Genomic DNA, 21,818 nt, shown 5'->3' with positions numbered 1-21,818 from the left:
CTTCTTTCTTCAAGCAACTTCGAACAGGCCTGCGGCACCCATGCCGCCGCCGATGCACATCGTCACGACGACGAAGCGCGCGCCGCGCCGCTTGCCCTCGATGAGTGCATGTCCCACCAGGCGCGAACCGGTCATGCCATAGGGATGCCCGATCGTGATTCCGCCCCCGTTGACGTTCAACTTCTCCGGATCGATGCCCAGACGATCGCGCGAGTACAGGACCTGGCAAGCGAAGGCCTCGTTCAACTCCCACAAGCCGATATCGCTCACTTTCAGTCCGTGGGTCTTCAGCAGCTTGGGTACGGCAAGGACCGGGCCGATTCCCATTTCTTCGGGCGCCAACCCGGCCACCGCGATGCCGCGGTACGTGCCCAGCGCTTTGAGCCCGCGGCGTTCTGCGACCGCCCGCTCCACGAGGACGCAGGCCGATGCGCCATCCGACAGCTGGCTCGAGTTGCCGGCTGTGACGACACCGCCCTCGACGACCGGCTTGAGTTTGGAAAGGCCTTCGAGCGTCGTATCGGGGCGATTGCCTTCATCGCGATCCAGGGTGACCTCGCGGTAAGAGATGGCACCCGTTTCCTTGTCTGCAACGGCCATGCTCGCCCTGATAGGCACGATTTCGGCATCGAACAGGTGGCGCTCCTGCGCCAACGCCGTGCGACGCTGCGCCTCCGCGGAATATTCGTCCTGCGACTCGCGCGAAATCCCGTACTTCTTCGCCACGATCTCAGCCGTGTTCAGCATCGGGATGTAGGCATGCTGAGCCTGCGAAATGAGATTGGCATCGGCGTCTTCACCCACCCATTTGACGAACGGGTTCTGCACGGCGGAAATGTTCTCCTGGCCGCCGCCGACGGTGACGTCCATCCCGTCGACGATGACTTGCTTGGCCGCCGTCGCGATGGCCATCAGGCCGGACGCGCACTGCCGGTCCATCGTCTGTCCCGGAACCGACTGCGGCAGCCCTGCCGCGAGCGCAGCCAGGCGCCCGATGTTCATGCCCGCCGTTCCGGCGGCCATCGCGGTGCCGATGACGACATCCTCCACTTCACCGGGATCGATACCAGCCCGCTGGACCGCGTGGCGAATGGCGTGGCCCATCAGTGTGGGCGACTTGATGTTGTTCAATGCACCGCGAAAAGCGCGGCCGATGCCTGTGCGCGCGGTGGAAACGATGACGGCTTCTCTCATGGTCAGACTCCAGTGGGTTCAGGTGGGGCGCGTTTCGTCGATCGTCGTTTTAGATAAACTAACGAACGTTTACTAAACGATGCCGAACTATAGGCGTGCGGCGGGGCAGAGTCAACTTGGTCTGGCGATGTCTTGTGCAGGGGAAAACCCTAGGTGTCACGTCTGGCCAGTCCAAATTGGAAATACGCGCGTTTACCAAACGATCGGTATGTTATGATGGGTACTCCACGATTCTGCTGAGGCTCATCCATGCGCTATCCGACCACGCACAAAGAGGAAACCCGCAAGAAGCTGCTCGCGAATGCCCGTTCCATCGCAAAGAAGGGCGGCTTCGGGACCACGGGCGTCGATGACTTGATGAAAAGCATCGGCCTGACCGGGGGCGCCTTCTACGGTCATTTCCCGTCGAAGGAAGCGCTATTTGCCGAGCTCATTGAACACGAGATCTCGAACAGCGCCGACATGCTGGCGGGCGACGAGGACTCGCCGCCCGACCACGTCGCGAAACGGTTGCGCAGCTATCTGAGTTCGTCTCACGCCCTGCACCCGGAATCCGGATGTGTCCTGCCTGCGTTGGGACCGGAGATCGCAAGAGCGGGACCCGAGGTGCGTACGACGGTCGAAGAGGGCTTGAAGCGCTTGCAAAAAAGCTGGAGCTCGCGCATCGGCGACCCTGATGCGGCGTGGGCGCTGATTGCCCAGTGCGTCGGCGCACTGGTCCTGTCCCGGGCCGTTGAATCCGAGCGTACCCGCAAAGAAATCCTGGCCTCGAGCCGCCGCTTCATCGACCAAACGCACTTGCTGGACGAGGCTCCGGCAAAGCCATCCAAAGCGTCCTGACGGCGCGCGACCGCCTTGGAGTCGCTGAATGTCGACTGATTGCTGAACGACCGTATCGCAATGATGGCATTGACGTCTCTCCCGTCGCTGGATTGCACGGACACAAAGCTGCACCAACTAGCGCGCGTCGTGGCGCACTACTATGACGCCGAGCTCGGCAAGGTAGGTCTCGGAACCACGCAGTACTCGTTGTTGACCGAAGTTCTGTCACATGGGCCGATGCGCCCCTGTGACCTGGCAGAAGCGATGTCGCTTTCCCCGTCAACGTTGACGCGCAGCCTCAAGCCGCTCATCGTGACCGGATGGTTGGCTCTGGCCCCGGGCATTGACGGACGCACACGAAGCGTGTCGATCACCGCCGCCGGCCGCAGGAAGTGTGCGGAAGGCCTGCCTCGCTGGAACAGCGCGCAGGCCAGAGTGCATCAGTTGCTCGGAGGCCGAAATGTGAGTGCGATGCACGCGCTCCTTGAGGACTGCTCGGCGCGCATGTCAGCAACGAATCCATGACCAAGCGCCTCGGTCTTCGCCGCGGAGCCTCTTTGGCCAAGGGATTCCACACCAAGGCGTCGCTGGCCCGTGTTGCTTACGAGTTGCTTGGGCGCAATGGCTTCCATGGGACGGGCCTCAACGAGTTGATCGCGGCCAGCGGTGCGCCGCGCGGGTCGCTGTACTACCATTTTCCCGGTGGCAAGGCGGAAATAGTCGCCGCGGGTCTCGAGATCGCAAGGGCTCAAACCGCCACACTTTTGCGCCACGCATTTGCCGGCGAGAGACCTCTCCAGGAAAAGGTCGTAGCACTGTTCGGGCAGCTGGCCAGCTCGATGAACGCAGACCTTTCCTCATATGGATGCCCGGTGGCCGCCGTCGCGCTTGACAACTTCGGCGGCGACGATGCGATTCGAACGCAGTGCGAAAGCATTTATGCGACTTGGCGAAACACGATCGAGAGTTGCCTGCTCGAAACTCGCCCGGCGCGGAGGGCGGTGATGGCGGTGATGGCGGAGATGGCGGAGATGATTTTGATGACGTACGAAGGAGCGCTGGTAAGCGCTCGCGTAACGAGGAACCCTTCAGTTTTGGCAGAGGCGGGAAGTTCGCTCGCAAACATTCTCTGTTCACTTGGAAACCGACATGAAATACTGCCTGGCCAAATTCCTTCCACCCCGCGCTGACTTTCTCGCCACCATGACCCATGCGGAAGTCAGTCTGATGCAGGAGCACAGAGCCTTCCTCAACGATCTCCTCCAAAAGGGAGTGGTCGTCGCCCATGGCCCGGTGGACGATCCGGCAGGCGGTTGGGGACTCTCGCTCTACCAAGTCGAAGATGACCAGGATGTTGGTGCTATGGCGGCTAACGATCCACCGGCGCTCGCCAGTGCCGGCTCTTTCAGAGCCGATCTGGCAGACGCAAATCGCTCCCGCTCAACAGCGCGAGCAGCCGGTTGGATATCTCATCGACGGTGGAACTGCTGCAATCTTCGCAGCGCGCGCGGCATTCAGCCCAAAGCGTCGGCTCGACTTCCGGGTCTGCCAATACCTGCTTGCTGTGCTGCGACAGCATGGCGACGAGTTGCGGCAACCGTGCGGACGAACTCTTTCCCGTCAGCGCCACGGCGTCCAGATGCGCCGACGGAAGGCCGTGACGCAGCAGCGAATCGTCCGCAATCAACAGCAGCGCGTCGACGGCCTGGTTGCCTATCAACAGCGCCGCCGCGTTGAAAACATCCAGCGGCGACGCCGTATCGACAGACTGTTCGTCGATCCACAGCCCCAGTGGCGAGCAGAACCCCAGGCGCTTGCCCGCCGCCTGAACGCGCTTGCGCAGTTCGTAGACCCAGTCGACGTCGAGCGGGTTTCCGACGACGACCGCAATCGGAATTCGCCCGCCGTCCGGGAAGATCTTCGCGAAGATCAACTCGGGCGCATCCTCGCCAAACTGGGGCTGCGCGTTGACCTCGCAGATGGCCGCGCCCACGTCGACCCAGGAGCGGCTGATGTCAGGGATGAGCAAGTCCACCGCGGCGAGGTCCAGCCTCAGGGCCTGCACGGCGCGCACCGCCATCGCCAGATTGTCCGGATGGACGTTCTCTATCGGAACAGCATGCGAAACACCCCCGACCGAGACGTTGGCGATCCTCCTCAATTGAACGAACTGGCCGGCCGGCGGAACCGAAGTGGGCTCGCGGCCCTGCTGCCCGAGCAGGTCCAGGGCCTCGTCGTCCAGGTCGATGATCACCTTGTTCGACCCGCTGCCGCGCGGGCCTCTTGCCGGATCGGCGTTGAGCTGGCGCAGCAGGTCTTCGATTGTGGAAAGGCCGTCGCCGGTCACGCCGCCGGGAATGCGGTGCCTGACCTTGTAGACCTCGCCCTCGAACACATGCACCCGGTGGTCCTGGCCCTCGAAGTGCTTTTCGATCAGGACGGATTTGCTCAACGCCGCCGCCGCCTGGAACGCTTTGGCCACACCGCGGTTGTCACGCAAGCCGGACACCACGCCCAAGCCCCGGTCCAGGTTGGCAGGCTTGACGACCACCGGGAAACCGATTTTCTCGGCGGCCGCCAGCGCCTGGGGTTCCGTGTGAACCAGGATGTGGTCCGGAACGGGCAGTCGCAGGCTGCGCAGCACGGACGCGGTTGCTTGCTTGTCCCTCGCCAGTCCCACGGAGATGCTCGGGGTGCGATCGGTGATGGAACTGTCGAACCATCGGGACTTGGCGCCCTGGCCAAGACGGTAGACGTTGCCAGCCAAGCGGTCCCAGGGGATGCCTCGCGCATCGGCCGTGGCCAGCAACGGCATGGCGTTTCGGCCCTTGGGCGTGATCGCCTTGATCTGCCGGAGCAGCTCTTCAAGATTGCGCACGACGTCGGCCGTCGGGTTTCCGGCCAGGGCCGCGTTGGCCAGGCTCGCCAAGCCGGTCACCAGTGCGCGGGTCAGCGCATGGGCACCGCTTACCGTGGGGATGCGCAGCTGGAACTTGCGCTGCGCGATCCTCTGGCATTGCGGTTTGGCGAAAACAGGCAGCCCCTGCCCGCGCAACAGATCGCACGCCGCGTCGCAGATCATCTCGGGCAGAGAGCGATCCCGTCGCGCCGCAGCAGCAGGCGCACCGCCGCGCAGTCGATCGAGCAACGCTGTCAGCCTGGACTTGCCACCACGGGCTACCGGCACGTCAGCCACGATCAGCACCGACACAACGCTGGGCTGCGCAAACGACTTGTCGAGGCCGAACAGGTCGCTCTGGCGCTCGATCGTGACGGTCTTCGGTGCCGGCCGCGCGGCGGCGTGGGGCGCGTTCAAGACGGCTTCTCAGGCGGCGGCAGCGGGGTGGGCAGCCGCGACCCGCCTTTTTGCATGTAAACGTCTCTCGACAGGTGCCGCGAGACGGGGCCCTTACCGGTGACTTTGACCAAGCCCGCCAGCTCAGGTTCCACGCGCTCGGTCCACAACCGGCCCAGGCTGTAGGGTTCGCGCACGACCAGCTGGGCGTTCGCCGCGGACGTTCGCAGTGCCTGCTTCACGACGTCCAGCTTCGGCATCACCATGTTCGCGATGTAGATGACGCTGGCCGGCCCAAAATCGAAATCCGTACCGTTCGACAGTCGGGGGTGCAACCTGTCCAGGCCCAGGGCCGCCTTGAGCCGGTTGTCCGCGTCGATGGCCTTTTCGGACACGTCCAGGCACACGACGTTCTGGACGCTGGAGCGATCCAGGACCTGCAGCGCGGTGACCGGCAGCGGGCCGCAACCCACCATGACGAAGGTTTCGCAGTTCGTGAGGTCGACATGGTTGAACATGTCGGCGTTTCGCTCGTACGAGACGAGGCCCCGTTCCCCGGCGAGTTCCCTGAATGTCTTGCCGCCTCGCCCGGCTTGCGACAGGATGTGTTCGCACTCCTCGGTTTCCATTGCAACGATGTGCTGGTAATAAAACCGGTTGAGCAAGGAAAAGTGCTCGAAGCATTCCGGGTGGGCATCCAGAAAGGCATCGGCTTCCTCCTCGCTCACTTCGAACGCCAGGTCCGCAAGTTTGCCGATGGCCTCCATCGGCGTGAACTGGGAAGCATCTGCCAGGGTTTGTTGCAGCCGGGTCGACCAGGTGTTCATTTGCGGATTGCGAGGAAGAGTCAATTCACGGGGCGGTCGATCGTCCGGTTGTCCAGCATCTTTTCGAGCCTGCGGCTTTCGGCCTTCAGGAATCGCTCGAATTCATCGTGGCGCAACGGTGCCGGCTCGAGACCTTGCGTTTTGAACTGCGGGGTCATTGCGGAACCCTTCAACGCGCCCACCGCCGCTTCGGACAACGATTTGACCACGGAAGGGGGCGTGCCTCGCGGCGCGAACATTCCATACCATTGGGCAAACTCGGCGTTCTTGATCCCGAGTTCCGACAGGGTGGGGACGTCCGGCAACACCTGCAGCCGCTCGTGATGGGTCACCGCCACGGCATGGACCCGATGGGTGGCCAACGCGGCCTGGACCGAACCCAGCGTCACGAACATGATGTGCGTTTCGCCGGCGAGCAGCGCTCGAAGGCCGGGGCTGGTGCCCTTGAAGGGCACATGGAGCCATTTCACGCCCGTCTGCGTCGCGAAAATGTGCGCGGCCATGTGGGAGCTGTGGCCATAGCCGGCGGACGAGTACGAGAATCCCTGGTTTCTCGATCGCGGATCCGAAAGGATCTGCGCGAGGGGCATGCCTTTGAGTGCATCGCTCACGAGCATCACGTTCGGCGCGGTGGCAAATCGCGCAATGGGCGTGAAATCCTCGAAGGGGTGGTAGCCAGGGTTCTCATGCAGCATGGCGCTGGTGATGTGCCCCACACCGGTCACAAGGAGGGTCTGCCCATCGGGTTTGCTCTTGGCGACACTGGCGGTCCCGATATTCCCGCTGGCGCCGGGCCTGTTGACGACGATGGTCGGCAAGGACATCTCGGTCGACCAGGCGTTGGCCAGGAGGCGCGCCACGGCATCGATGCCACCGCCGGGTTCGACCGGCACAACGAGCCTGTGCGCCGCAGGCGCAGCGGCGTCACCGGGTTCAGGCCGGCCCTGGGCGTTCGATGCAAGGGGAAGCAGGGCGGCGACGAGGCACGCCAGTTGTCTGATCAAGTAAACCATTCGAACATTTCCATTCCAGGGGGCCGCGAACCCCGATGGCCGCTTGTCCGTTCGCCAATTATGTCTGGACTCGAAGCCGTGGAAGCTGAATGTGAATGGGATGGTTCCGGGGCCGACCCGCTGGGTGTACGCTAGCGACCCCATGACACCCAGTATCGCCGCCATCCTTTTCGCTCTTTTGAGTTTTGTCGTTACCTTTGCGGTGGCGCGGGTGCTCGGCAAGAAGTGGCGCAAGAAGCGGGCGGACAAAGCCGCACTGGAAGCGGCCAAAGGCCAGAGCCGGCAGGTGCGGCGCGCCAGGCAGCGCAAGAGCTCCGGCCGCTGAAAGTGCAAAGCCGCCCAAAGGCGGCTCTCTTCGCGCGCTAAGGAGCTTTCAGTCCTGCAGCGCCACTTCCCCGCGCATCCTTTCCGGCGCCGTAGCCGCAGCGGCAGCGGCAGAAGCCGCCCCCGCCACGGCCTGGCGCGCCCGGCTGTCGCGCTGGGTATGCTGGGCCTGGGCTTGCGACACCAGCCCGTAGGAGGCGGCCGTCACCGCGAGGATCACCGGCAAACGCTGCAACATCGATGCGGTCCTGGGTTCGTTCATCACTCTTTGTTCTCCGTGCTTTGCAACAGTCTGCGAGTATGGGCAGCGAGTGTGGCGGGCTCGTGACGGATCAAGGCCCCAAGCCGGGTGGGAGGATTCCGGCAATGGATGAGCCGGCCCATAATCCGCACCATGCGACTGCGGCACATCGAAGTCTTCAACGCGGTGATGCTCACCGGCAGCGTGAGTGCTGCAGCCCGCCTGATCAGCGTGACGCAGCCGGCCGTGAGCCGCACCTTGCAGCACGCGGAGATCCAGCTTGGGTTCGCGTTGTTTCAGCGCGTGCGGGGGCGCCTGGTGCCGACGGCGGAGGCGCAAACACTGTACCCGCATATCGAGCGGCTGTTCGCGCAGCTCGATGAAGTGCAGCGCCTGGCCGCGAACCTGAAAAGCGGGCGCGCGAGCCAGGGCCAGTTGCGCATCCTCACCGTGCTGGCTCTGAGCTACGAGGTGTTCCCGCGAGCGATGCACCTGTTCCGGCAGAAGTATCCCGAAATCGAGGTCATGCACGAGGCCCTGCATTCACCGCAGATCGTCTCGTCCCTGGTGCTGCAGGAAGCGGACGTGGGCTTCGTCTTCAGTGCCATCAGCCACCCCGCGCTCGCACAGGAGCAGATCGGCGAGCGGCAGGTGATGTGCATCGTGCCCAAGGGGCTGCTCGGCCCGCGGGTCACCCGCGGCGGCAAGGTGACGTTGGCCCAGCTCGCCGCGCTGCCCGTCATCGCGCTGGACAACCGCGATCCGCTGGGTGTGACGCTGGCCCATGTGCTGCGAGAGCAGGTGCCGGGCCTCAAACCCGTGATCACCGTGCAAACGTATCACGTGGCCCTCGCGCTGGCGCACCATGGCGTAGGCGTGGCGATGGTTGAAGGCTGCACCGCAGCGTCCGCCGATCGCGGCAAGGTGGACGTGTTTGCATTGGAGCCACCGATCCCGGTGACGGTGAAGGTGCTGCGGCCGACCGCCAAACCTCACTCGCTGGTGACGCGGGCCTTCACACGCTGCATGGCGCAGGCGCTGGCGCAACTGGACTGAAGCGCGCATGCGGCTGGGCCGCCAGCATTCGCGCGACACGCCGCGCACTGCCGAAGGCGAGCGTGAAGCCCAAGGCGCCATGCCCGGTGTTGAACAGCAGATTGGCCGGGCCTCGCGCGTGCGGACCGATGACGGGCACACCGTCGGGCGTCGCGGGCCGCAGCCCGGCCCAGGGTTCGTAGCGCGAGAAATCGGCGCAGCCGGGAAAGACGGACTGCGCCGCCGCGACCAGGCTGCCGATGCGCGCGGACGGGATCGATAGATCGTCGCCCGCCAGTTCGGCCATGCCCGCCACCCGCAGTCGCTGGCCTATCCGTGCGAACACCACCTTGCGCGCGGCGTCCGTCACGTTGACGCGTGGCGCGGCGGTGCCGGAAGCGGGCAGTGTGATGCTGTACCCCTTCAGCGGGTAGACGGGCAGGTACAAACCCAGTGACCGTGCCAGTCGGCTGGAGGCCGAGCCCAGCGCCACCACGAAGGCGTCGGCGTCGATCGCATCTGTGTCCGTCTCCACCGCGACCGCGCGGCCCGCCCGGACAACCACGCCCGACACGTTGGCGCTGAACACCGTACGAGCTCCATTCGCCTGCAACAGGCGCAGCAACGCCTGGCAGACCTTGTAGCAGTCGGCCGCGCATTCACCCGGCGTGTGGATCGCGCCCGCGATGCGGGAGCGATGGTGTTGCAAGGCCGGTTCGATGGCGAGCGCCTCCGCCGCGCTCACGGCCGTTTGCTGCGTGCCCAGGCTTTGTTGCAAGGCCAGTTGCCGGCGCGCCGCGGCGAAACTGCGCTCGTCTGCATAGAGCACGAGCTTGCCGGTGGCCGAAAAGTCGCAGTCCAGGTGGTGCGCTGCTCGCAGCGCGTCGAAGGCGCTGCGGCTTTCCGCCGCCAGCGCGAGCAGTTGCGTGGTGCCCCGCTGCGACACCTCGGTGCGGCAGGCCGCGAGGAACCTGATGCCCCAGCGCCATTGGTCGACGTCCCACTGGGGCCGCAGCGCAAGCGGCGAATCCTTGGCCAGCAGCAGGCGCGGCAACTGAGCCCAGATTCCCGGATCGGCCAGCGGCTGAACATAGGCGTAGCTCAGTTGGGCGCCATTGGCGCCGCTCGCGCCGGCGCCCGCGCCCGCCCGGTCGACGACGGTGACGTCGTGGCCTTCCTGCAGCAGTTGCCAGGCTGTGGCCAAGCCCACGATGCCGGCACCCAATACGCAAACCCGCATGCAATGCCTCCGTTGTGTGACGCATCGAATGTAGGAGAGTGCGCCCGCCGTGGGAAATGCTTTTGGCCGCATGCCCCATAGCGCAAAGTCATGGGGCGCCCATGCATTGGCGTTATGAGCTCGCGGGAAAAAGGCATCGCGTGCCGCAGCGCTTGTGCATAAACTGCGCCGCATCGACAGGCCTCGCCCATGACAAGCACTCAGGTCTTCCACCGTCACCTGCGCCACACACCGCCTGTCGCCAGCGCCGGAAGCGGCATGTACCTCACGGACAGCAGCGGAAAGCAATACCTCGATGCCTCCGGCGGCGCGGCGGTTTCCTGCCTTGGGCACGGACACCCGGACGTGGTCGCCGCGATGCACGTGCAGATCGACAAGCTGGCGTACGCGCACACCAGCTTCTTCACCACCGACGTGGCTGAGGAGCTGGCGCAGCGGCTCGTGGCGGGCGCGCCGGCGGGCATGAGCCATGCCTACTTCGTCAGCGGTGGCTCCGAGGGCGTCGAAGCCGCGATGAAGATGGCGCGCCAGTACTTCGTGGAGATCGGGCAGCCGCAGCGAAGGCATTTCATCGCACGCCGGCAGAGCTATCACGGCAACACGCTGGGCGCGCTGTCGGTGGGTGGCAACGCGTGGCGGCGCGAGCCGTTCGCGCCGATCCTGATCCCCGCCACGCACGTTTCGCCGTGCTACCCGTACCGCGAAATGCACGAAGGCGAAACGCCCGAACAGTACGGCTCGCGGTTGGCGGGCGAGCTCGACGACACGATCCAGCGGCTGGGGCCTGATAGCGTGATTGCCTTCGTCGCCGAAACCGTGGGCGGCGCGACCGCGGGCGTCCTGGCGCCAGTGCCCGGCTACTTCAAGGCAGTGCGTGAAGTGTGCGACCGGCACGGCGTGCTGCTGATCCTGGACGAGGTGATGTGCGGCATGGGGCGCACCGGCACGCTGCACGCCTGCGAGCAGGAGGGCGTGGTTCCCGACCTGATGGTCATCGCCAAGGGACTCGGCGGCGGCTACCAGCCGATCGGCGCGGTGCTGGCGCAGAAGAAAGTAGTCGATGCGATGGCCGAGGGATCCGGCTTCTTCCAGCACGGCCATACCTACCTGGGGCACGCAGTCGCGTGCGCCGCGGCGCTCGCCGTGCAGAAGGTCATCGAGCGCGACGGCTTGCTGCAACGCGTGCATGAGAGCGGCGCGAAGCTGCAAGCACTGCTCAACGATGCTTTCGACGGTCATCCCCACGTCGGCGACATCCGCGGCCGCGGCCTCTTCTGGGGCGTCGAGCTGGTGAAGGACCGCGCGGCCAAAACGCCGTTCGATCCCGCTGCGCAATTGCACGCGCGCATCAAGCGCGAAGCCTTCGCGCGGGGCTTGATGGTTTACCCGATGGGCGGCACCGTGGATGGCCGCTATGGTGACCACGTATTGCTGGCGCCACCCTTCATCGCCGGCGATGCCGACCTGACGCTCATCGCGCAGCGACTCGCCGCCGCGATCCAGGCCGCCACCCAATCCATCTGATTGTTCAACCCAGGAGTCGTTCACATGTCCCGCAAATTCGTGTTCCATGCGCTGGCCACCGCGGCCGCCCTGTCGGCCACGCTGGCCGCCGTGCCCGCCTTCGCGCAGCAGAAGTTCGTCACGATAGGCACCGGCGGCGTCACCGGCGTCTACTACGCGGCCGGCGGCGCGATCTGCCGCCTCGTGAACAAGGACCGCGCCAAGCATGGCATCCGCTGCTCGGTGGAATCGACGGGCGGTTCGGTTTTCAACGTCAACACCATCAAGGCCGGCGAGCTCGACCTGGGCTTCACGCAATCGGACGTGCAATACAACGCGACCAAGGGCCTGGGCCAGTTCAAGGACGCGGGCGCCTGGGGCGACCAGCGCGCGGTGTTCTCCGTGCATCCCGAGCCCTTCACGGTGCTCGCGCGCAAAGAGGCCAACATCAAGGCATTCACCGATTTCAAGGGCAAGCGCTTCAACGTCGGCAACCCCGGCTCGGGCACGCGCGCATCGATGGAGGAACTGCTCGCCTCGATGGGCTGGAAGCTGAGCGACTTCTCGCTCGCCTCCGAACTCAAGGCCGACGAACATGGCCCGGCGCTGTGCGACGGCAAGATCGACGGTTTCTTCTATGGCGTGGGCCACCCCAGTGCCAACATCCAGGATCCGACGACGAGTTGCGGCGCCAAGCTGGTGTCGGTGACCGGCCCGGCGGTCGACAAGCTGATCGCCGAAAAGCCGTATTACGCCAAGGCCACGATCCCCGGTGGCCTGTACCCTGGTAACCCGGACGCGACCAACACCTATGGCGTGCTGGCCACCGTCGTGGCGTCTGCCAAGACGCCGCCGGATACGGTTTACCAGGTGGTCAAGGCTGTGTTCGACAACTTCGACGAGTTCAAGAAGCTCCACCCCGCGCTGGCGCACCTGAAGCCCGAGAGCATGGTGAAGGATGGACTGTCCGCGCCCCTGCACGAGGGGGCGGTGCGCTACTACAAGGAAAAGGGCTGGATCAAGTAAGGCGCGCGCTCGGCCATGGCGCAGCTTGAAAAGCACTCCGCCGAGGACCTCGACCAGCTCGTCAAGGAGGCCGACCTCGGCGGGCGCGAACCGGGCGGCGCCGTCGGCATCGGGCTGGCGATCCTCGCGGCGCTGTGGTCGCTGTTCCAGGTCTGGTATGCGTCGCCGCTGCCGTTCACCTTTGGCTTCGGCATCCTGAACGACACGGAGGCGAGGGCGGTCCACCTGGCCTTCGCGGTGTTCCTGGCGTTCTGCGCCTTCCCCGCGTTCAAGCAATCGTCGCGCACCGTCATCCCATGGAGCGATTGGTTGCTCGCGCTGGTCGGCGCGTTCTGTGCGGCCTACCTGTTCCTGTTCTACAAGGAACTGGCGATGCGCCCCGGTTCGCCCACCACGATGGACGTGGTGGTGGGCCTGACGGGTGTGGCGATCATGCTGGAGGCAACCCGTCGGGCCATGGGCTTCGGCATGCTGGTGACTACCGGCGTGTTCATCGCGTTCGTGTTCCTCGGGCCTTACATGCCCGAAGCGATCCAGCATCGCGGTGTGTCGCTCTCGCGTTTCATCTCGCACATGTGGCTGACGACGGAAGGCGTGTACGGCGTAGCGCTCGGCGTTTCGGTGCAGTTCATCTTCCTGTTCGTGCTGTTCGGCACGCTGCTGGACATCGCGGGCGCGGGCAACTACATGCTGCAGGTGTCACTCGCGACCCTGGGCCATTTGCGCGGCGGCCCAGCCAAGGTGGCCGTGGTTTCTTCCGCGCTCAACGGCATCGTGTCCGGCTCGTCGGTGTCCAACGTGGTGTCCGGCGGCATCTTCACGATCCCGCTGATGAAGCGCACGGGCTACTCCGGCGTGAAGGCCGGGGCCATCGAAGCCGCGTCATCCATCAATGGCCAGATCATGCCGCCGGTGATGGGCGCGGCGGCCTTTCTGATGGTGGAGTACGTGGGCATCCCGTACTCGGAGATCATCAAGCACGCGGCGCTGCCCGCCATCATTTCGTATGTGGCGCTGTTCTACATCGTGCATCTCGAAGCGCTGAAGTACGACCTGAAGCCGTTGACCCGCGAGCGCCAACCCACCTGGCACGAGCGCGGCATCGGTTGGGCCCTGGGTCTCGCGGGCACGGCTGCTGCATGCGCGGCCATCTACTACGTCATCACCGCGGTGCAATGGGCCGCGGGTGACAAGGCCGGGTGGGCATTGGCGGCACTGTGCGGCGTGGCCTATGTCGCGTCGATGGCGTACTCCTCGCGCTATCCCGATGTTCCCATCGACGACCCGCTGGCCACGGACGTCAAGCTGCCGCTGCCCTGGCCCACGGTGCGCGCGGGGCTGCACTTCTTCATTCCCGTCGTTGTACTGCTGTGGGCGCTGATGGTGGAGGAGTTGTCGCCGGGCCTGTCGGCCTTCTGGGCGACGGTCACCACGATTGCGATGGTGTTGCTGCAGCCCGTGATGCTGTCGGTCTTCAGGCCAACCGGCTTGGCTGATCCGGTCGCGGCAGCGTTCATGCGCGGCGTGCGGGACTTGTGGAAGGGCCTGGTCCTGGGCGCGCGCAACATGATCGGGATCGGCGTGGCCTGTGCGAGCGCGGGCCTCATCGTGGGCGCGATCACCCTCACGGGCATGGGCCTCATGATGACGGACTTCGTCGAACTGGTGTCGGCCGGCAACGTGCTGGTGATGCTGTTCCTCACGGCGTTCATCTGCCTGTTGATCGGCGCCGGCGTGCCGACCACGGCCAACTACATCCTGGTCGCGACGCTGATGGCGCCCGTGATCGTGGAACTCGGCGCGCGCAGTGGCTTGGTGATCCCGCTGATCGCGGTGCACCTGTTCGTGTTCTATTTCGGCATCCTGGCCGACGTAACGCCACCGGTTGGCCTGGCCTCCTACGCCGCGGCCGCGATTTCCGGCGAGGACCCGAATGCGACCGGGTGGCAGGCGACCTGGTACAGCCTGCGCACCACAGTGCTTCCGTTCGTCTTCATCTTCAACCCGCAGATTCTTTTGATCGGCGTCGGGTCGCCGGCCGAAGTGGTGCTGGTCTGCGTGACGGGCATGGCGGCTTCGCTGCTCTTCGCCGCCGCGACAATGCGATGGTTTCGCACGCGGTGCACCTGGCTCGAAGTCGGCATGCTGCTGGTGGCGACGTTCCTCTTCTTCCGGCCGGATTGGGTGATCGACCGCTTTTCGCCGAAATATGTGAAGGCGCCCGCCGCCGACATCTACAAGGTTGCCGATGGCCTCGCCGAAGACGAATGGCTGGTGGTCGGCATCGCCGGCGAAACGCTGGACGGCAAGCCGCAGACCAAGACCGTCGCGATTCCGATGGGCAAGGGCGCCACGGGACGTGACCGCCTGCGGGACGCGGGCGTGACGCTCAGCCAGTTGGGCAGCGAGCTCGAAGTGGCGCAAGTCAAGTTCGGCAGCCGGGCCAAGAAGCTCGGCCTGGAACAGGGCTACAAGATCGCCGAACTGAAATTGCCGAACCCCGACCGTCCGTCGCAGCACTGGGTGTTCATCCCGGCGGCCTTGCTGGGCTTGGCTGTGTGGTGGACGCAAGGTCTGCGGCTGCGCAGGCGTGCGCAACTTGCGGCTGTTGCCTAGGCAGTTCGAAGGATTGTCATGCTGGACTTGATTCGGCATCCATGGTGGGGCGGGACCGCACTCGTTCATCCTCGCGTCGCGGCAGGCGGTGCCCGGCAAGGGCTCACGGTGTGGCGGTCGGCGCTATCGCGCCGACTTCGCTGGGATTTCCGGCCTGAGGCCGGCGCCGTACAACTCGCAAAGCGCCTAAGGCCGCTTTGCTCGGACAAGTCCGGCGAGTCAGTTGACGAGGCGCGCCAAGGCGCGCTCCGGCCTCAGGCCGGAAATCCCAGCCGCTCACACAGATCGCCCTTGCCGGGCACCGCCTGCCGCTCTGGGAGATTGCTGGCGCGCGATGATCACGCGCCGGCGAGTCTCGATCGAGTGAGGGTTTCCAATGCAACGCCCGCCCACACGTTGGATGTCGCGTCAGGCGGTGCCCGGCAGGGCCGATCTCTGTGGTGGCTGAGATTCTTGGACCGGGGCCGGGCGCGCTTGCGCGCTTCGTTGACTGACTCGCCGGACTTGTCCGAACAGATCGGCCTTAGGCGATCTGTGAGTTGTACGGCGCCGGCTCCGGGCCAAGAATCTCAGCGAAGTCGGCGCGACGCGTCGACCGCCGCAGTGTGAGGCTCTGCCGGGCACCGCCTGGCGCGACGCGAGGAAGACCGAAAGTCATGGATGCCAGATCAAGTCCGGCACGACAATCCCGAGGACTACGCCTTGTCCTCGTCCACCGAAGCACTCCACCGGTCGCCCCAACCGCGCTGAGCATCATCCAGTTCACGCCGACCGCGCTTGGTGGGCCGGCCTTGTTCTATCGAATGGGCGGGCTCGGGCGAGAGGCGGCGCTGTTCCGCGGCTTGCTCGCGCGCCTTGAGGCTCTCCGGCGTTTCCTCGTAGAGCTGCTGCGCCACGGGGGCGGGGCCACGCATGCCGGACAAGCCTTTGACCACCACGGTGCGCGTGACCGGGCCTTGCCGCACCGCCACTGTGTCGCCGACCTTCACTTCGCGCGCCGCCTTGACCTCCTGGCCGTTGACCTCCACGCGGCCCTTGACCACCTCGTCACTGGCGAGCGTCCGGGTCTTGTAGAAGCGCGCCGCCCACAGCCACTTGTCGATACGCAGTTTTTCCATTTACTGGATATTCTCCGCCAGCGGCAGCCGCACGGTGGCGTCCAGGCCGTCGATGTGGCCATGTGTTTCACGATTTTCCAGCGTGATCGTGCCGCCGAGCGCGCGTACGATCTCATGGCAGATCGCCAGGCCCAGCCCCGAGCCGCTGCGCGCGTTGCCGGGTGAGAACGGCTGGAACAGCCGGGCTCGCAGCTCAGCGGGGATGCCGGGCCCGCTGTCCGCGATCGTCAGCGCGACGGAGTTGGCGTCGGTGACGACCTGCACGGCCAGCGCGCCGCCGACCGGCGAGTGCTTGATGGCGTTGTGCAGCAGGTTGCGGGTGAGTTCGCGCAGCATCCAATCGTGCGAGCGCACGGGCGCGCTCATGGTCGCGATCTCGAAGTCGATGTCCTTGTCGGCGATCAGGGGCGACAGCTCCAGCGCGATCGAGCGAACCACCTCGTCGAAGTCGTTCACGGATTCGTCCGGCTGCTGGCGCAATTGTTCGACCTTGGCCAGCGAGAGCATCTGGTTGGCCAGCACGGTGGCTCGCTCGACCGTGTCGTAGATCTCCAGCAAGGCTTGCCGCGGCTCGACGTCGCCGCGCAATGCCGATTGCACCTGCGTCTTCAGCACCGCCAGCGGCGTGCGTAGCTGGTGCGAGGTGTCACGGACGAAACGTTTCTGGTTGTCCAGCAGGTGGGCCAGCCGTGTCATCACCTGGTTGGTCGCGTCGACCAGCGGCAGCAACTCCCGGGGCGCGTCGGCCGCCGAGATGGGCGTGAGGTCGCCCTCGGGCCGTGCCTGCAGTTCGCTGCTGAGCCTGCGCACCGGCCGCGTCGCGCGCTGCACCACGACCACAGCCACCAGCGCAATCACTGCCACCAGCACGGCCTGGCGCCAGAGCGTATCGATCAGGATCTTGCGCGTGAGGGTGCGGCGCAGCTCCAGCGTCTCGGCGACCTGGATGACCGCCATGGCGCGGCCGTTCTGTCCGGCCACCGGCTGCAACAGCACGGCGACGCGGACGGCCTCTCCCTGGAAGCTGTCGTCATAAAAGTCCACCAGCGCGGCATAGGTGTTGCGCTCAGGCAGTCGGCCTTGCCAGAACGGCAGGTCGCCGAAGCCCGACACCAGTGCACCTTTCTGCGTGGACACGCGGTAGAACATGCGGCTCTGGTTGTCGGCTTCGAAAGCTTCCAGGGCTGCATACGGCACGGTGACGCGCAACTGGGCGTCTTCGTCGAAGCCCTTCACGTCGAGCAGTTCGCCTATCGATTTGGCGGAAGCGAGCAGGGTGCGGTCGTAGGCGACGTTGACTGCATCCAGCGTCTGCCGGTAGAGGCTCACGGCATTGACCACCACGAACAACCCGACGGGCAGCAAGATGCCCAGCAGCAAATAGCGCCTAAGCGAGATGGCACGCCGCGGTGGCGTCATCCTTGGGCCTTGAGCAGGTAGCCCAGGCCGCGCAGCGTCACCAGCTTGACGCCCGTCGCGCCCAGCTTCTTGCGCAGGCGATAGACCACCACCTCCACGGCTTCATATTGCACGTCCGATTCGCCCGGAAAGACCAGCTCAAAAAGTCTTTCCTTGCTCACCGCGTGGCCGGGCTTGGCCATCAGCGCCTGCAGCAACGCCAGTTCGCGCGGCGTCAGTTCCAGCACCTCGTTGCCATGGTAGATGGCGCCGCTGTCGCGGTCGTAGCGCAAGCTGCCCACGTCATGCGGAGGCGCGGCGGTGCCGGCGGCGGGGCGGCGCCGGTGCAAGGCGCGCAGCCGTGCCTCCAGCTCGTCCAGGTCGAAGGGCTTGGCCAGGTAGTCGTCGGCCCCGGTGTTGAGCCCGATGATCCGGTCCCCCACCGTGCCTCGCGCCGTGAGGATGAGCACGGGAGTGGTGAGGCCGCCCTTGCGGGCCTGCTCGAGCACCTGCAGACCATCGAGGCCCGGGAGTGTCAGGTCGAGCAGCACCACGTCGGGTGCAGCGGCATGCCAGCGTGCCAGCGCCTGCGCCCCATCACCGCAGACGGTGATGTCCATGCCGCGCCGGCCCAGCGCTCTTTGCAGTGCAGCTTGCATCGACGCATCGTCTTCAACCAGAAGCAGTTTCATGTGCTGTCGAGGTTAGCGCCCGCGGACAGGAGGTTCCGGCCGCGCGGTTCAGTAGTTTCCCCAATGCCGCGGACAGCCGAATGACAGGGAGACGGCGCATGATGGCCCTGTTTTAAAGATATCAAGGAGATAAGCAATGCGTCGCGACACTTTCCTCAAATCACTGGCCGCTCTCGCCGCGGCGGGCGCCTTGCCCCTGTCGGCACGCGCTGCCGCCAACATCAAGATGATGATCCCGGCCAACCCCGGCGGCGGCTGGGACACCACCGGCCGTGCCCTGGGCAAGGCGCTGCAGGATGCGAAGGTGGCGGACAGCGTCAGTTTTGAAAACAAGGGCGGCGCCGCCGGTGCACTCGGCCTGGCCCAATTCGTCAACGGCAGCAAGGGCGACCCGAATGCGCTGATGGTGATGGGCGCCGTGATGCTGGGCGGCATCATCACCGGCAAGCCGCCGGTCAACCTGTCGCAGGCGACACCGATCGCCCGCCTGACCAGCGAATACAACGTGTTCGTGCTGCCGGCCAGCTCGCCGCTCAAGACGATGGCCGACGTCGTCGCCCAGTTGAAGAAGGACCCGGGCAGCGTCAAGTGGGGTGGCGGTTCGCGCGGCTCCACCGAGCACATCGCGGCCGCGATGATCGCGCGCGAGGTCGGTGTCGACCCGGCCAAGATCAACTACGTCGCGTTCCGGGGCGGCGGCGAAGCCACCGCGGCCATCCTGGGTGGCAACGTCACCATCGGCGGCAGCGGCTACAGCGAGTTCGCCGAATACATCAACAGCGGCAAGATGCGCGCGGTGGGCGTTACCTCGGGCGCGCGCCTGAAGGGCGTCAACGTTCCCACGCTGAAGGAGCAGGGCATCAACGTCGAGATCGGCAACTGGCGCGGCGTTTACGGCGCTCCGGGCATCACCGCGCCGCAGCGCAAGGCCCTCACCGATTTGGTGCTGGCGGCGCTCAAGTCCAAATCGTGGGCCGAAGCGCTCGAAAAGAACAACTGGACGCCGGCGGTGTTGGCCGGCGACGCGTTCGAAAAGTTTGTTGACGACGACTTTGCCAGCCTGCGCGCGACCATGGTCAAATCCGGCATGGTCTGAGCCCGACCCGGTTGTTCCAGGGCGCCCGGTTTCAACCGGGCGCCTTTTTTGTGTGTTGCGAGACAAAACCATGACACAACAAACTCAGAAGACACTTCAAACAGCAGTAGGGGCCGGTGTGCTGTTGCTGGGGCTGGCCCTGGCGGGCGGCGCCGTTGCAATTCCATCGGCTGCGGGTTATGGGGGCGTGGGCCCGAACTTCCTGCCCTGGCTGGTCGCCATATCGCTGGTCGTCTGCGGCGCGCTCATCGTGCGCGAGGCGCTCACCGGCGGCTTCCGCGCCATGGACGAGCCGTCCGGCGCGCAGCAGGCGTACTGGCCGGCCATTGCCTGGATCTCCGCGGGCCTGCTGGCCAATGCGGCGCTCATCACGACCATCGGCTTCATCTTGAGCTGCACGCTGTGCTACATGCTGGCGGTGCAGGGGCTGAAGCGAGCGTCCGGCCAGGATGCGGCCAGGCCGGGCGCTTTGGCCGCCGACCTGATTACCGGCTTCGCCATCTCGGCGCCGGTGTTCTGGATGTTCACGCAATTCCTGGCGATCAACCTGCCAGGCCTCACACGCACGGGATGGTTATGAAACCCCCACGCTCACTATTGTTCGCTGCCCCCCGTGGGGGCGCCAGCCTCCTAGAGGCGGCTCGTCGGAGGCAGACATGGACATCCTGAACGCACTGCTGCAGGGCTTCGCCACCGCCATCACGCCCGCCAACCTGGCATGGGCATTCGTCGGCTGCCTTTTGGGCACAGCTGTGGGCGTGCTGCCCGGCATCGGCCCGGCCGTCGCCGTGGCCATGCTGCTGCCGATCACCGCGAAGGTGGAAGTCACCGCTTCGATGATCTTCTTCGCCGGCATCTACTACGGCGCGATGTACGGCGGCTCGACCACGTCGATCCTGCTGAACACGCCGGGGGAGACGGCCACCATGGTCACGGCGATGGAAGGCAACAAGATGGCCAAGAGCGGGCGGGCCGGCGCCGCACTCGCCACCGCGGCCATCGGCTCCTTCATCGCCGGCACCATCGCCACCGTCATCGTCACGCTGTTCGCGCCGGTAGTGGCCGAATTCGCCGTGAAGCTCGGCCCGCCCGAGTACTTCATGCTGATGGTGCTGGCCTTCACCACCGTCAGCGCGGTGCTGGGCAAGAGCACGCTGCGCGGCATGACAGCGCTGCTGCTCGGGCTGGCCGTCGGCTGCATCGGCCTGGACCAGATTTCGGGCCAGCCTCGCTACACGATGGGCAAGGCCGAGCTGCTGGACGGCATCGAGATCGTGTTGATCGCGGTGGGCCTCTTCGCGGTGGCGGAAGTGCTGTACGCAGGCATGTACGAGGGCCGCGTCGTGGAGAAGCAGAACACGCTTTCCAAGGTGTATATGACGGGGCGCGACTGGAAGCGGTCGATTCCGGCCTGGCTGCGCGGCACGGCTATCGGTACGCCCTTCGGGTGCATCCCGGCCGGTGGCACCGAGATCCCCACGTTCCTCAGCTACGCCACGGAAAAGAAGCTCGCCAAGGGTGAGAACCTGGCGGAATTCGGCACCACGGGAGCCATCGAAGGCGTGGCCGGCCCCGAAGCCGCGAACAACGCGACGGTGACGGCCGCGCTGATCCCGCTGCTGACGCTGGGCATCCCCACATCGAACACCACCGCCATCTTGCTGGGCGCGTTCCAGAACTACGGCATCCAGCCAGGCCCGCAGCTGTTCACCACGTCGGCCGCGCTGGTCTGGGCGCTGATTGCGTCGCTGTACATCGGCAACGTGATGCTGCTGATCCTGAACTTGCCGATGGTGAAGCTGTGGGTGCAATTGCTCAAGATTCCGAAGCCGCAGCTCTATGCCGGCATCCTGATCTTCGCAACGGTGGGAGCCTACGGCATGCGCCAGAGCGCCTTCGACCTGGTGCTGCTGTACGCCATCGGCCTTCTCGGCGTGCTGATGCGCCGATACGACTTCCCGACGGCGCCGGTGGTGGTCGGCATGATCCTCGGCCCGTTGGCCGAAGCGCAGTTGCGCAACGCGGTGTCCATCGGCGAGGGCAGCTTCACGGTGTTCCTGCAGCGGCCGATGTCGCTTGCACTGCTCGTGCTGGTGCTTGCGATCCTGATCTTGCCGCGCGTGATGCGGGCTCGGGCGAGGCGCAAGGCGGAGACTGCGCCGATCTGATATCTGTCAGCGGTGCAAGGGAAAAGGGCCTGCTTGCGGCGTGCCCTTTTTTTGGCTCGGGTGAGCGCGTTCTGGTGCTCGAGGGGACTACGCTCGTGGGCCGTGCGGCAACGCCGTGCATGGCCGGGCCGCGGCGCGATGGCTACGGCGTCCGGCATCGCTTGCTATCGCAAGCTCCTGCCGGAGTCCCCGCGCTGAACGGTCTTGCGG

The 21,818-nt window shown here is 65.5% G+C and carries 20 protein-coding genes and 1 pseudogene; 12 read left to right on the top strand and 9 right to left on the bottom strand.

The window, feature by feature from the left end; translation table 11 throughout:
* Positions 1–9: 9 nt before the first annotated feature.
* Positions 10–1,194 carry an acetyl-CoA C-acyltransferase gene (locus tag EEB15_RS14385; protein WP_141510556.1) on the bottom strand — a complete coding sequence of 395 codons (1,185 nt, stop codon included), beginning with the start codon at positions 1,192–1,194 and terminating at the stop codon, positions 10–12.
* A gap of 249 nt (positions 1,195–1,443) precedes the next feature.
* Here EEB15_RS14385 and EEB15_RS14380 point away from each other — a divergent pair, with 249 nt between their 5' ends.
* From EEB15_RS14380 to EEB15_RS34595, 4 genes and pseudogenes are all read left to right on the top strand, one after another.
* On the top strand, positions 1,444–2,034 hold the full coding sequence (locus EEB15_RS14380; RefSeq protein WP_141510555.1) for a TetR/AcrR family transcriptional regulator: 591 nt from the start codon (positions 1,444–1,446) through the stop codon (positions 2,032–2,034).
* 39 nt (positions 2,035–2,073) lie between these two features.
* Positions 2,074–2,541 (top strand): MarR family winged helix-turn-helix transcriptional regulator, encoded by a 468-nt coding sequence (locus tag EEB15_RS14375; protein WP_370283597.1) that lies wholly within the window; start codon positions 2,074–2,076, stop codon positions 2,539–2,541.
* The gene (locus tag EEB15_RS14370; protein ID WP_141510554.1) at positions 2,538–3,206 is read left to right on the top strand and encodes a TetR/AcrR family transcriptional regulator; all 669 of its coding nucleotides are present in this window, start codon (positions 2,538–2,540) and stop codon (positions 3,204–3,206) included. The genes EEB15_RS14375 and EEB15_RS14370 overlap by 4 nt, the downstream gene beginning before the upstream one ends.
* Positions 3,166–3,399 (top strand): annotated as a pseudogene (locus tag EEB15_RS34595) (YciI family protein); the annotation flags it as partial. The gene EEB15_RS14370 and the pseudogene EEB15_RS34595, both read left to right, overlap by 41 nt.
* A 22-nt stretch (positions 3,400–3,421) precedes the next feature.
* Here EEB15_RS34595 and EEB15_RS14360 read toward each other — a convergent pair.
* The 3 genes from EEB15_RS14360 to EEB15_RS14350 are packed head-to-tail and all read right to left on the bottom strand — an operon-like array spanning position 3,422 to position 7,142.
* On the bottom strand, positions 3,422–5,332 hold the full coding sequence (locus tag EEB15_RS14360; RefSeq protein ID WP_141510553.1) for a cyanophycin synthetase: 1,911 nt from the start codon (positions 5,330–5,332) through the stop codon (positions 3,422–3,424).
* Positions 5,329–6,138 carry a class I SAM-dependent methyltransferase gene (locus EEB15_RS14355; RefSeq protein ID WP_141510552.1) on the bottom strand — a complete coding sequence of 270 codons (810 nt, stop codon included), beginning with the start codon at positions 6,136–6,138 and terminating at the stop codon, positions 5,329–5,331. The genes EEB15_RS14360 and EEB15_RS14355 overlap by 4 nt, the downstream gene beginning before the upstream one ends.
* A 20-nt stretch (positions 6,139–6,158) precedes the next feature.
* Positions 6,159–7,142: a tripartite tricarboxylate transporter substrate binding protein gene (locus EEB15_RS14350; RefSeq protein ID WP_158290109.1), complete on the bottom strand. Its 984-nt coding sequence runs from the start codon at positions 7,140–7,142 to the stop codon at positions 6,159–6,161.
* A gap of 151 nt (positions 7,143–7,293) precedes the next feature.
* Here EEB15_RS14350 and EEB15_RS33685 point away from each other — a divergent pair, with 151 nt between their 5' ends.
* Positions 7,294–7,476, top strand: coding sequence for a hypothetical protein (locus tag EEB15_RS33685; RefSeq protein WP_158290108.1), 183 nt, complete (start codon positions 7,294–7,296; stop codon positions 7,474–7,476).
* A gap of 48 nt (positions 7,477–7,524) precedes the next feature.
* Here the strand turns inward: EEB15_RS33685 and EEB15_RS14345 are convergent, their stop codons facing one another.
* Positions 7,525–7,737, bottom strand: coding sequence for a hypothetical protein (locus EEB15_RS14345; protein WP_141510550.1), 213 nt, complete (start codon positions 7,735–7,737; stop codon positions 7,525–7,527).
* 132 nt (positions 7,738–7,869) lie between these two features.
* Here EEB15_RS14345 and EEB15_RS14340 point away from each other — a divergent pair, with 132 nt between their 5' ends.
* Positions 7,870–8,772 (top strand): LysR family transcriptional regulator, encoded by a 903-nt coding sequence (locus tag EEB15_RS14340; RefSeq protein WP_141510549.1) that lies wholly within the window; start codon positions 7,870–7,872, stop codon positions 8,770–8,772.
* On the opposite strand, the gene EEB15_RS14335 is transcribed toward EEB15_RS14340, so the two are convergent.
* Positions 8,732–9,991: a D-amino acid dehydrogenase gene (locus tag EEB15_RS14335; RefSeq protein WP_141510548.1), complete on the bottom strand. Its 1,260-nt coding sequence runs from the start codon at positions 9,989–9,991 to the stop codon at positions 8,732–8,734. The two genes, EEB15_RS14340 and EEB15_RS14335, sit on opposite strands and share 41 nt — an antisense overlap.
* 189 nt (positions 9,992–10,180) lie before the next feature.
* Between EEB15_RS14335 and EEB15_RS14330 the strand changes: the two genes are divergently transcribed.
* From EEB15_RS14330 to EEB15_RS14320, 3 genes are read left to right on the top strand one after another with little or no spacing between them, the layout of a single operon-like run.
* Positions 10,181–11,515, top strand: a complete 1,335-nt coding sequence (locus EEB15_RS14330) for an aspartate aminotransferase family protein (protein WP_141510547.1) — start codon at positions 10,181–10,183, stop codon at positions 11,513–11,515.
* Positions 11,516–11,539: 24 nt separating this feature from the next.
* Positions 11,540–12,520 (top strand): TAXI family TRAP transporter solute-binding subunit, encoded by a 981-nt coding sequence (locus tag EEB15_RS14325; protein WP_141510546.1) that lies wholly within the window; start codon positions 11,540–11,542, stop codon positions 12,518–12,520.
* A 15-nt stretch (positions 12,521–12,535) separates the two neighbouring features.
* Positions 12,536–15,136 (top strand): TRAP transporter permease, encoded by a 2,601-nt coding sequence (locus EEB15_RS14320; RefSeq protein WP_141510545.1) that lies wholly within the window; start codon positions 12,536–12,538, stop codon positions 15,134–15,136.
* Between the two features lie 695 nt (positions 15,137–15,831).
* Here the strand turns inward: EEB15_RS14320 and EEB15_RS14315 are convergent.
* The 3 genes from EEB15_RS14315 to EEB15_RS14305 are packed head-to-tail and all read right to left on the bottom strand — an operon-like array spanning position 15,832 to position 18,344.
* Positions 15,832–16,254, bottom strand: a complete 423-nt coding sequence (locus tag EEB15_RS14315; RefSeq protein ID WP_141510544.1) for an RNA-binding S4 domain-containing protein — start codon at positions 16,252–16,254, stop codon at positions 15,832–15,834.
* Complete coding sequence (locus EEB15_RS14310; RefSeq protein ID WP_141510543.1) at positions 16,255–17,673, bottom strand: sensor histidine kinase; 1,419 nt, start codon at positions 17,671–17,673, stop codon at positions 16,255–16,257.
* A complete protein-coding gene (locus tag EEB15_RS14305; protein WP_141510542.1) occupies positions 17,670–18,344 on the bottom strand; it encodes a response regulator transcription factor in 675 nt (224 codons plus the stop codon). The genes EEB15_RS14310 and EEB15_RS14305 overlap by 4 nt, the downstream gene beginning before the upstream one ends.
* Positions 18,345–18,480: 136 nt before the next feature.
* Between EEB15_RS14305 and EEB15_RS14300 the strand changes: the two genes are divergently transcribed.
* The 3 genes from EEB15_RS14300 to EEB15_RS14290 all read left to right on the top strand — a co-directional run bounded on the left by EEB15_RS14300 (position 18,481) and on the right by EEB15_RS14290 (position 21,608).
* Positions 18,481–19,440 carry a tripartite tricarboxylate transporter substrate binding protein gene (locus tag EEB15_RS14300; RefSeq protein WP_141510541.1) on the top strand — a complete coding sequence of 320 codons (960 nt, stop codon included), beginning with the start codon at positions 18,481–18,483 and terminating at the stop codon, positions 19,438–19,440.
* A gap of 70 nt (positions 19,441–19,510) precedes the next feature.
* Positions 19,511–20,020: a tripartite tricarboxylate transporter TctB family protein gene (locus EEB15_RS14295; protein WP_141510540.1), complete on the top strand. Its 510-nt coding sequence runs from the start codon at positions 19,511–19,513 to the stop codon at positions 20,018–20,020.
* 76 nt (positions 20,021–20,096) lie between these two features.
* On the top strand, positions 20,097–21,608 hold the full coding sequence (locus EEB15_RS14290; RefSeq protein WP_141510539.1) for a tripartite tricarboxylate transporter permease: 1,512 nt from the start codon (positions 20,097–20,099) through the stop codon (positions 21,606–21,608).
* Positions 21,609–21,818: the final 210 nt, after the last annotated feature.

Origin of the sequence: Ramlibacter sp. WS9 (assembly GCF_003797765.1) — a bacterium.
GTDB lineage: Bacteria > Pseudomonadota > Gammaproteobacteria > Burkholderiales > Burkholderiaceae_C > Ramlibacter.
The sequence above is the reverse complement of the archived record's forward strand: the minus strand, read 5'-3'. Positions and strand labels throughout refer to the sequence as shown.

Coding starts and splice junctions, on each gene's coding strand:
- EEB15_RS14385 (WP_141510556.1), bottom strand. CDS start 1,194: ATGAGAGAAGCCGTCATCGTTTCCACCGCGCGCACAGGCATCGGCCGC.
- EEB15_RS14380 (WP_141510555.1), top strand. CDS start 1,444: ATGCGCTATCCGACCACGCACAAAGAGGAAACCCGCAAGAAGCTGCTC.
- EEB15_RS14370 (WP_141510554.1), top strand. CDS start 2,538: ATGACCAAGCGCCTCGGTCTTCGCCGCGGAGCCTCTTTGGCCAAGGGA.
- EEB15_RS14355 (WP_141510552.1), bottom strand. CDS start 6,138: ATGAACACCTGGTCGACCCGGCTGCAACAAACCCTGGCAGATGCTTCC.
- EEB15_RS33685 (WP_158290108.1), top strand. CDS start 7,294: ATGACACCCAGTATCGCCGCCATCCTTTTCGCTCTTTTGAGTTTTGTC.
- EEB15_RS14345 (WP_141510550.1), bottom strand. CDS start 7,737: ATGAACGAACCCAGGACCGCATCGATGTTGCAGCGTTTGCCGGTGATC.
- EEB15_RS14340 (WP_141510549.1), top strand. CDS start 7,870: ATGCGACTGCGGCACATCGAAGTCTTCAACGCGGTGATGCTCACCGGC.
- EEB15_RS14335 (WP_141510548.1), bottom strand. CDS start 9,991: ATGCGGGTTTGCGTATTGGGTGCCGGCATCGTGGGCTTGGCCACAGCC.
- EEB15_RS14330 (WP_141510547.1), top strand. CDS start 10,181: ATGACAAGCACTCAGGTCTTCCACCGTCACCTGCGCCACACACCGCCT.
- EEB15_RS14325 (WP_141510546.1), top strand. CDS start 11,540: ATGTCCCGCAAATTCGTGTTCCATGCGCTGGCCACCGCGGCCGCCCTG.
- EEB15_RS14320 (WP_141510545.1), top strand. CDS start 12,536: ATGGCGCAGCTTGAAAAGCACTCCGCCGAGGACCTCGACCAGCTCGTC.
- EEB15_RS14315 (WP_141510544.1), bottom strand. CDS start 16,254: ATGGAAAAACTGCGTATCGACAAGTGGCTGTGGGCGGCGCGCTTCTAC.
- EEB15_RS14310 (WP_141510543.1), bottom strand. CDS start 17,673: ATGACGCCACCGCGGCGTGCCATCTCGCTTAGGCGCTATTTGCTGCTG.
- EEB15_RS14305 (WP_141510542.1), bottom strand. CDS start 18,344: ATGAAACTGCTTCTGGTTGAAGACGATGCGTCGATGCAAGCTGCACTG.
- EEB15_RS14300 (WP_141510541.1), top strand. CDS start 18,481: ATGCGTCGCGACACTTTCCTCAAATCACTGGCCGCTCTCGCCGCGGCG.
- EEB15_RS14295 (WP_141510540.1), top strand. CDS start 19,511: ATGACACAACAAACTCAGAAGACACTTCAAACAGCAGTAGGGGCCGGT.
- EEB15_RS14290 (WP_141510539.1), top strand. CDS start 20,097: ATGGACATCCTGAACGCACTGCTGCAGGGCTTCGCCACCGCCATCACG.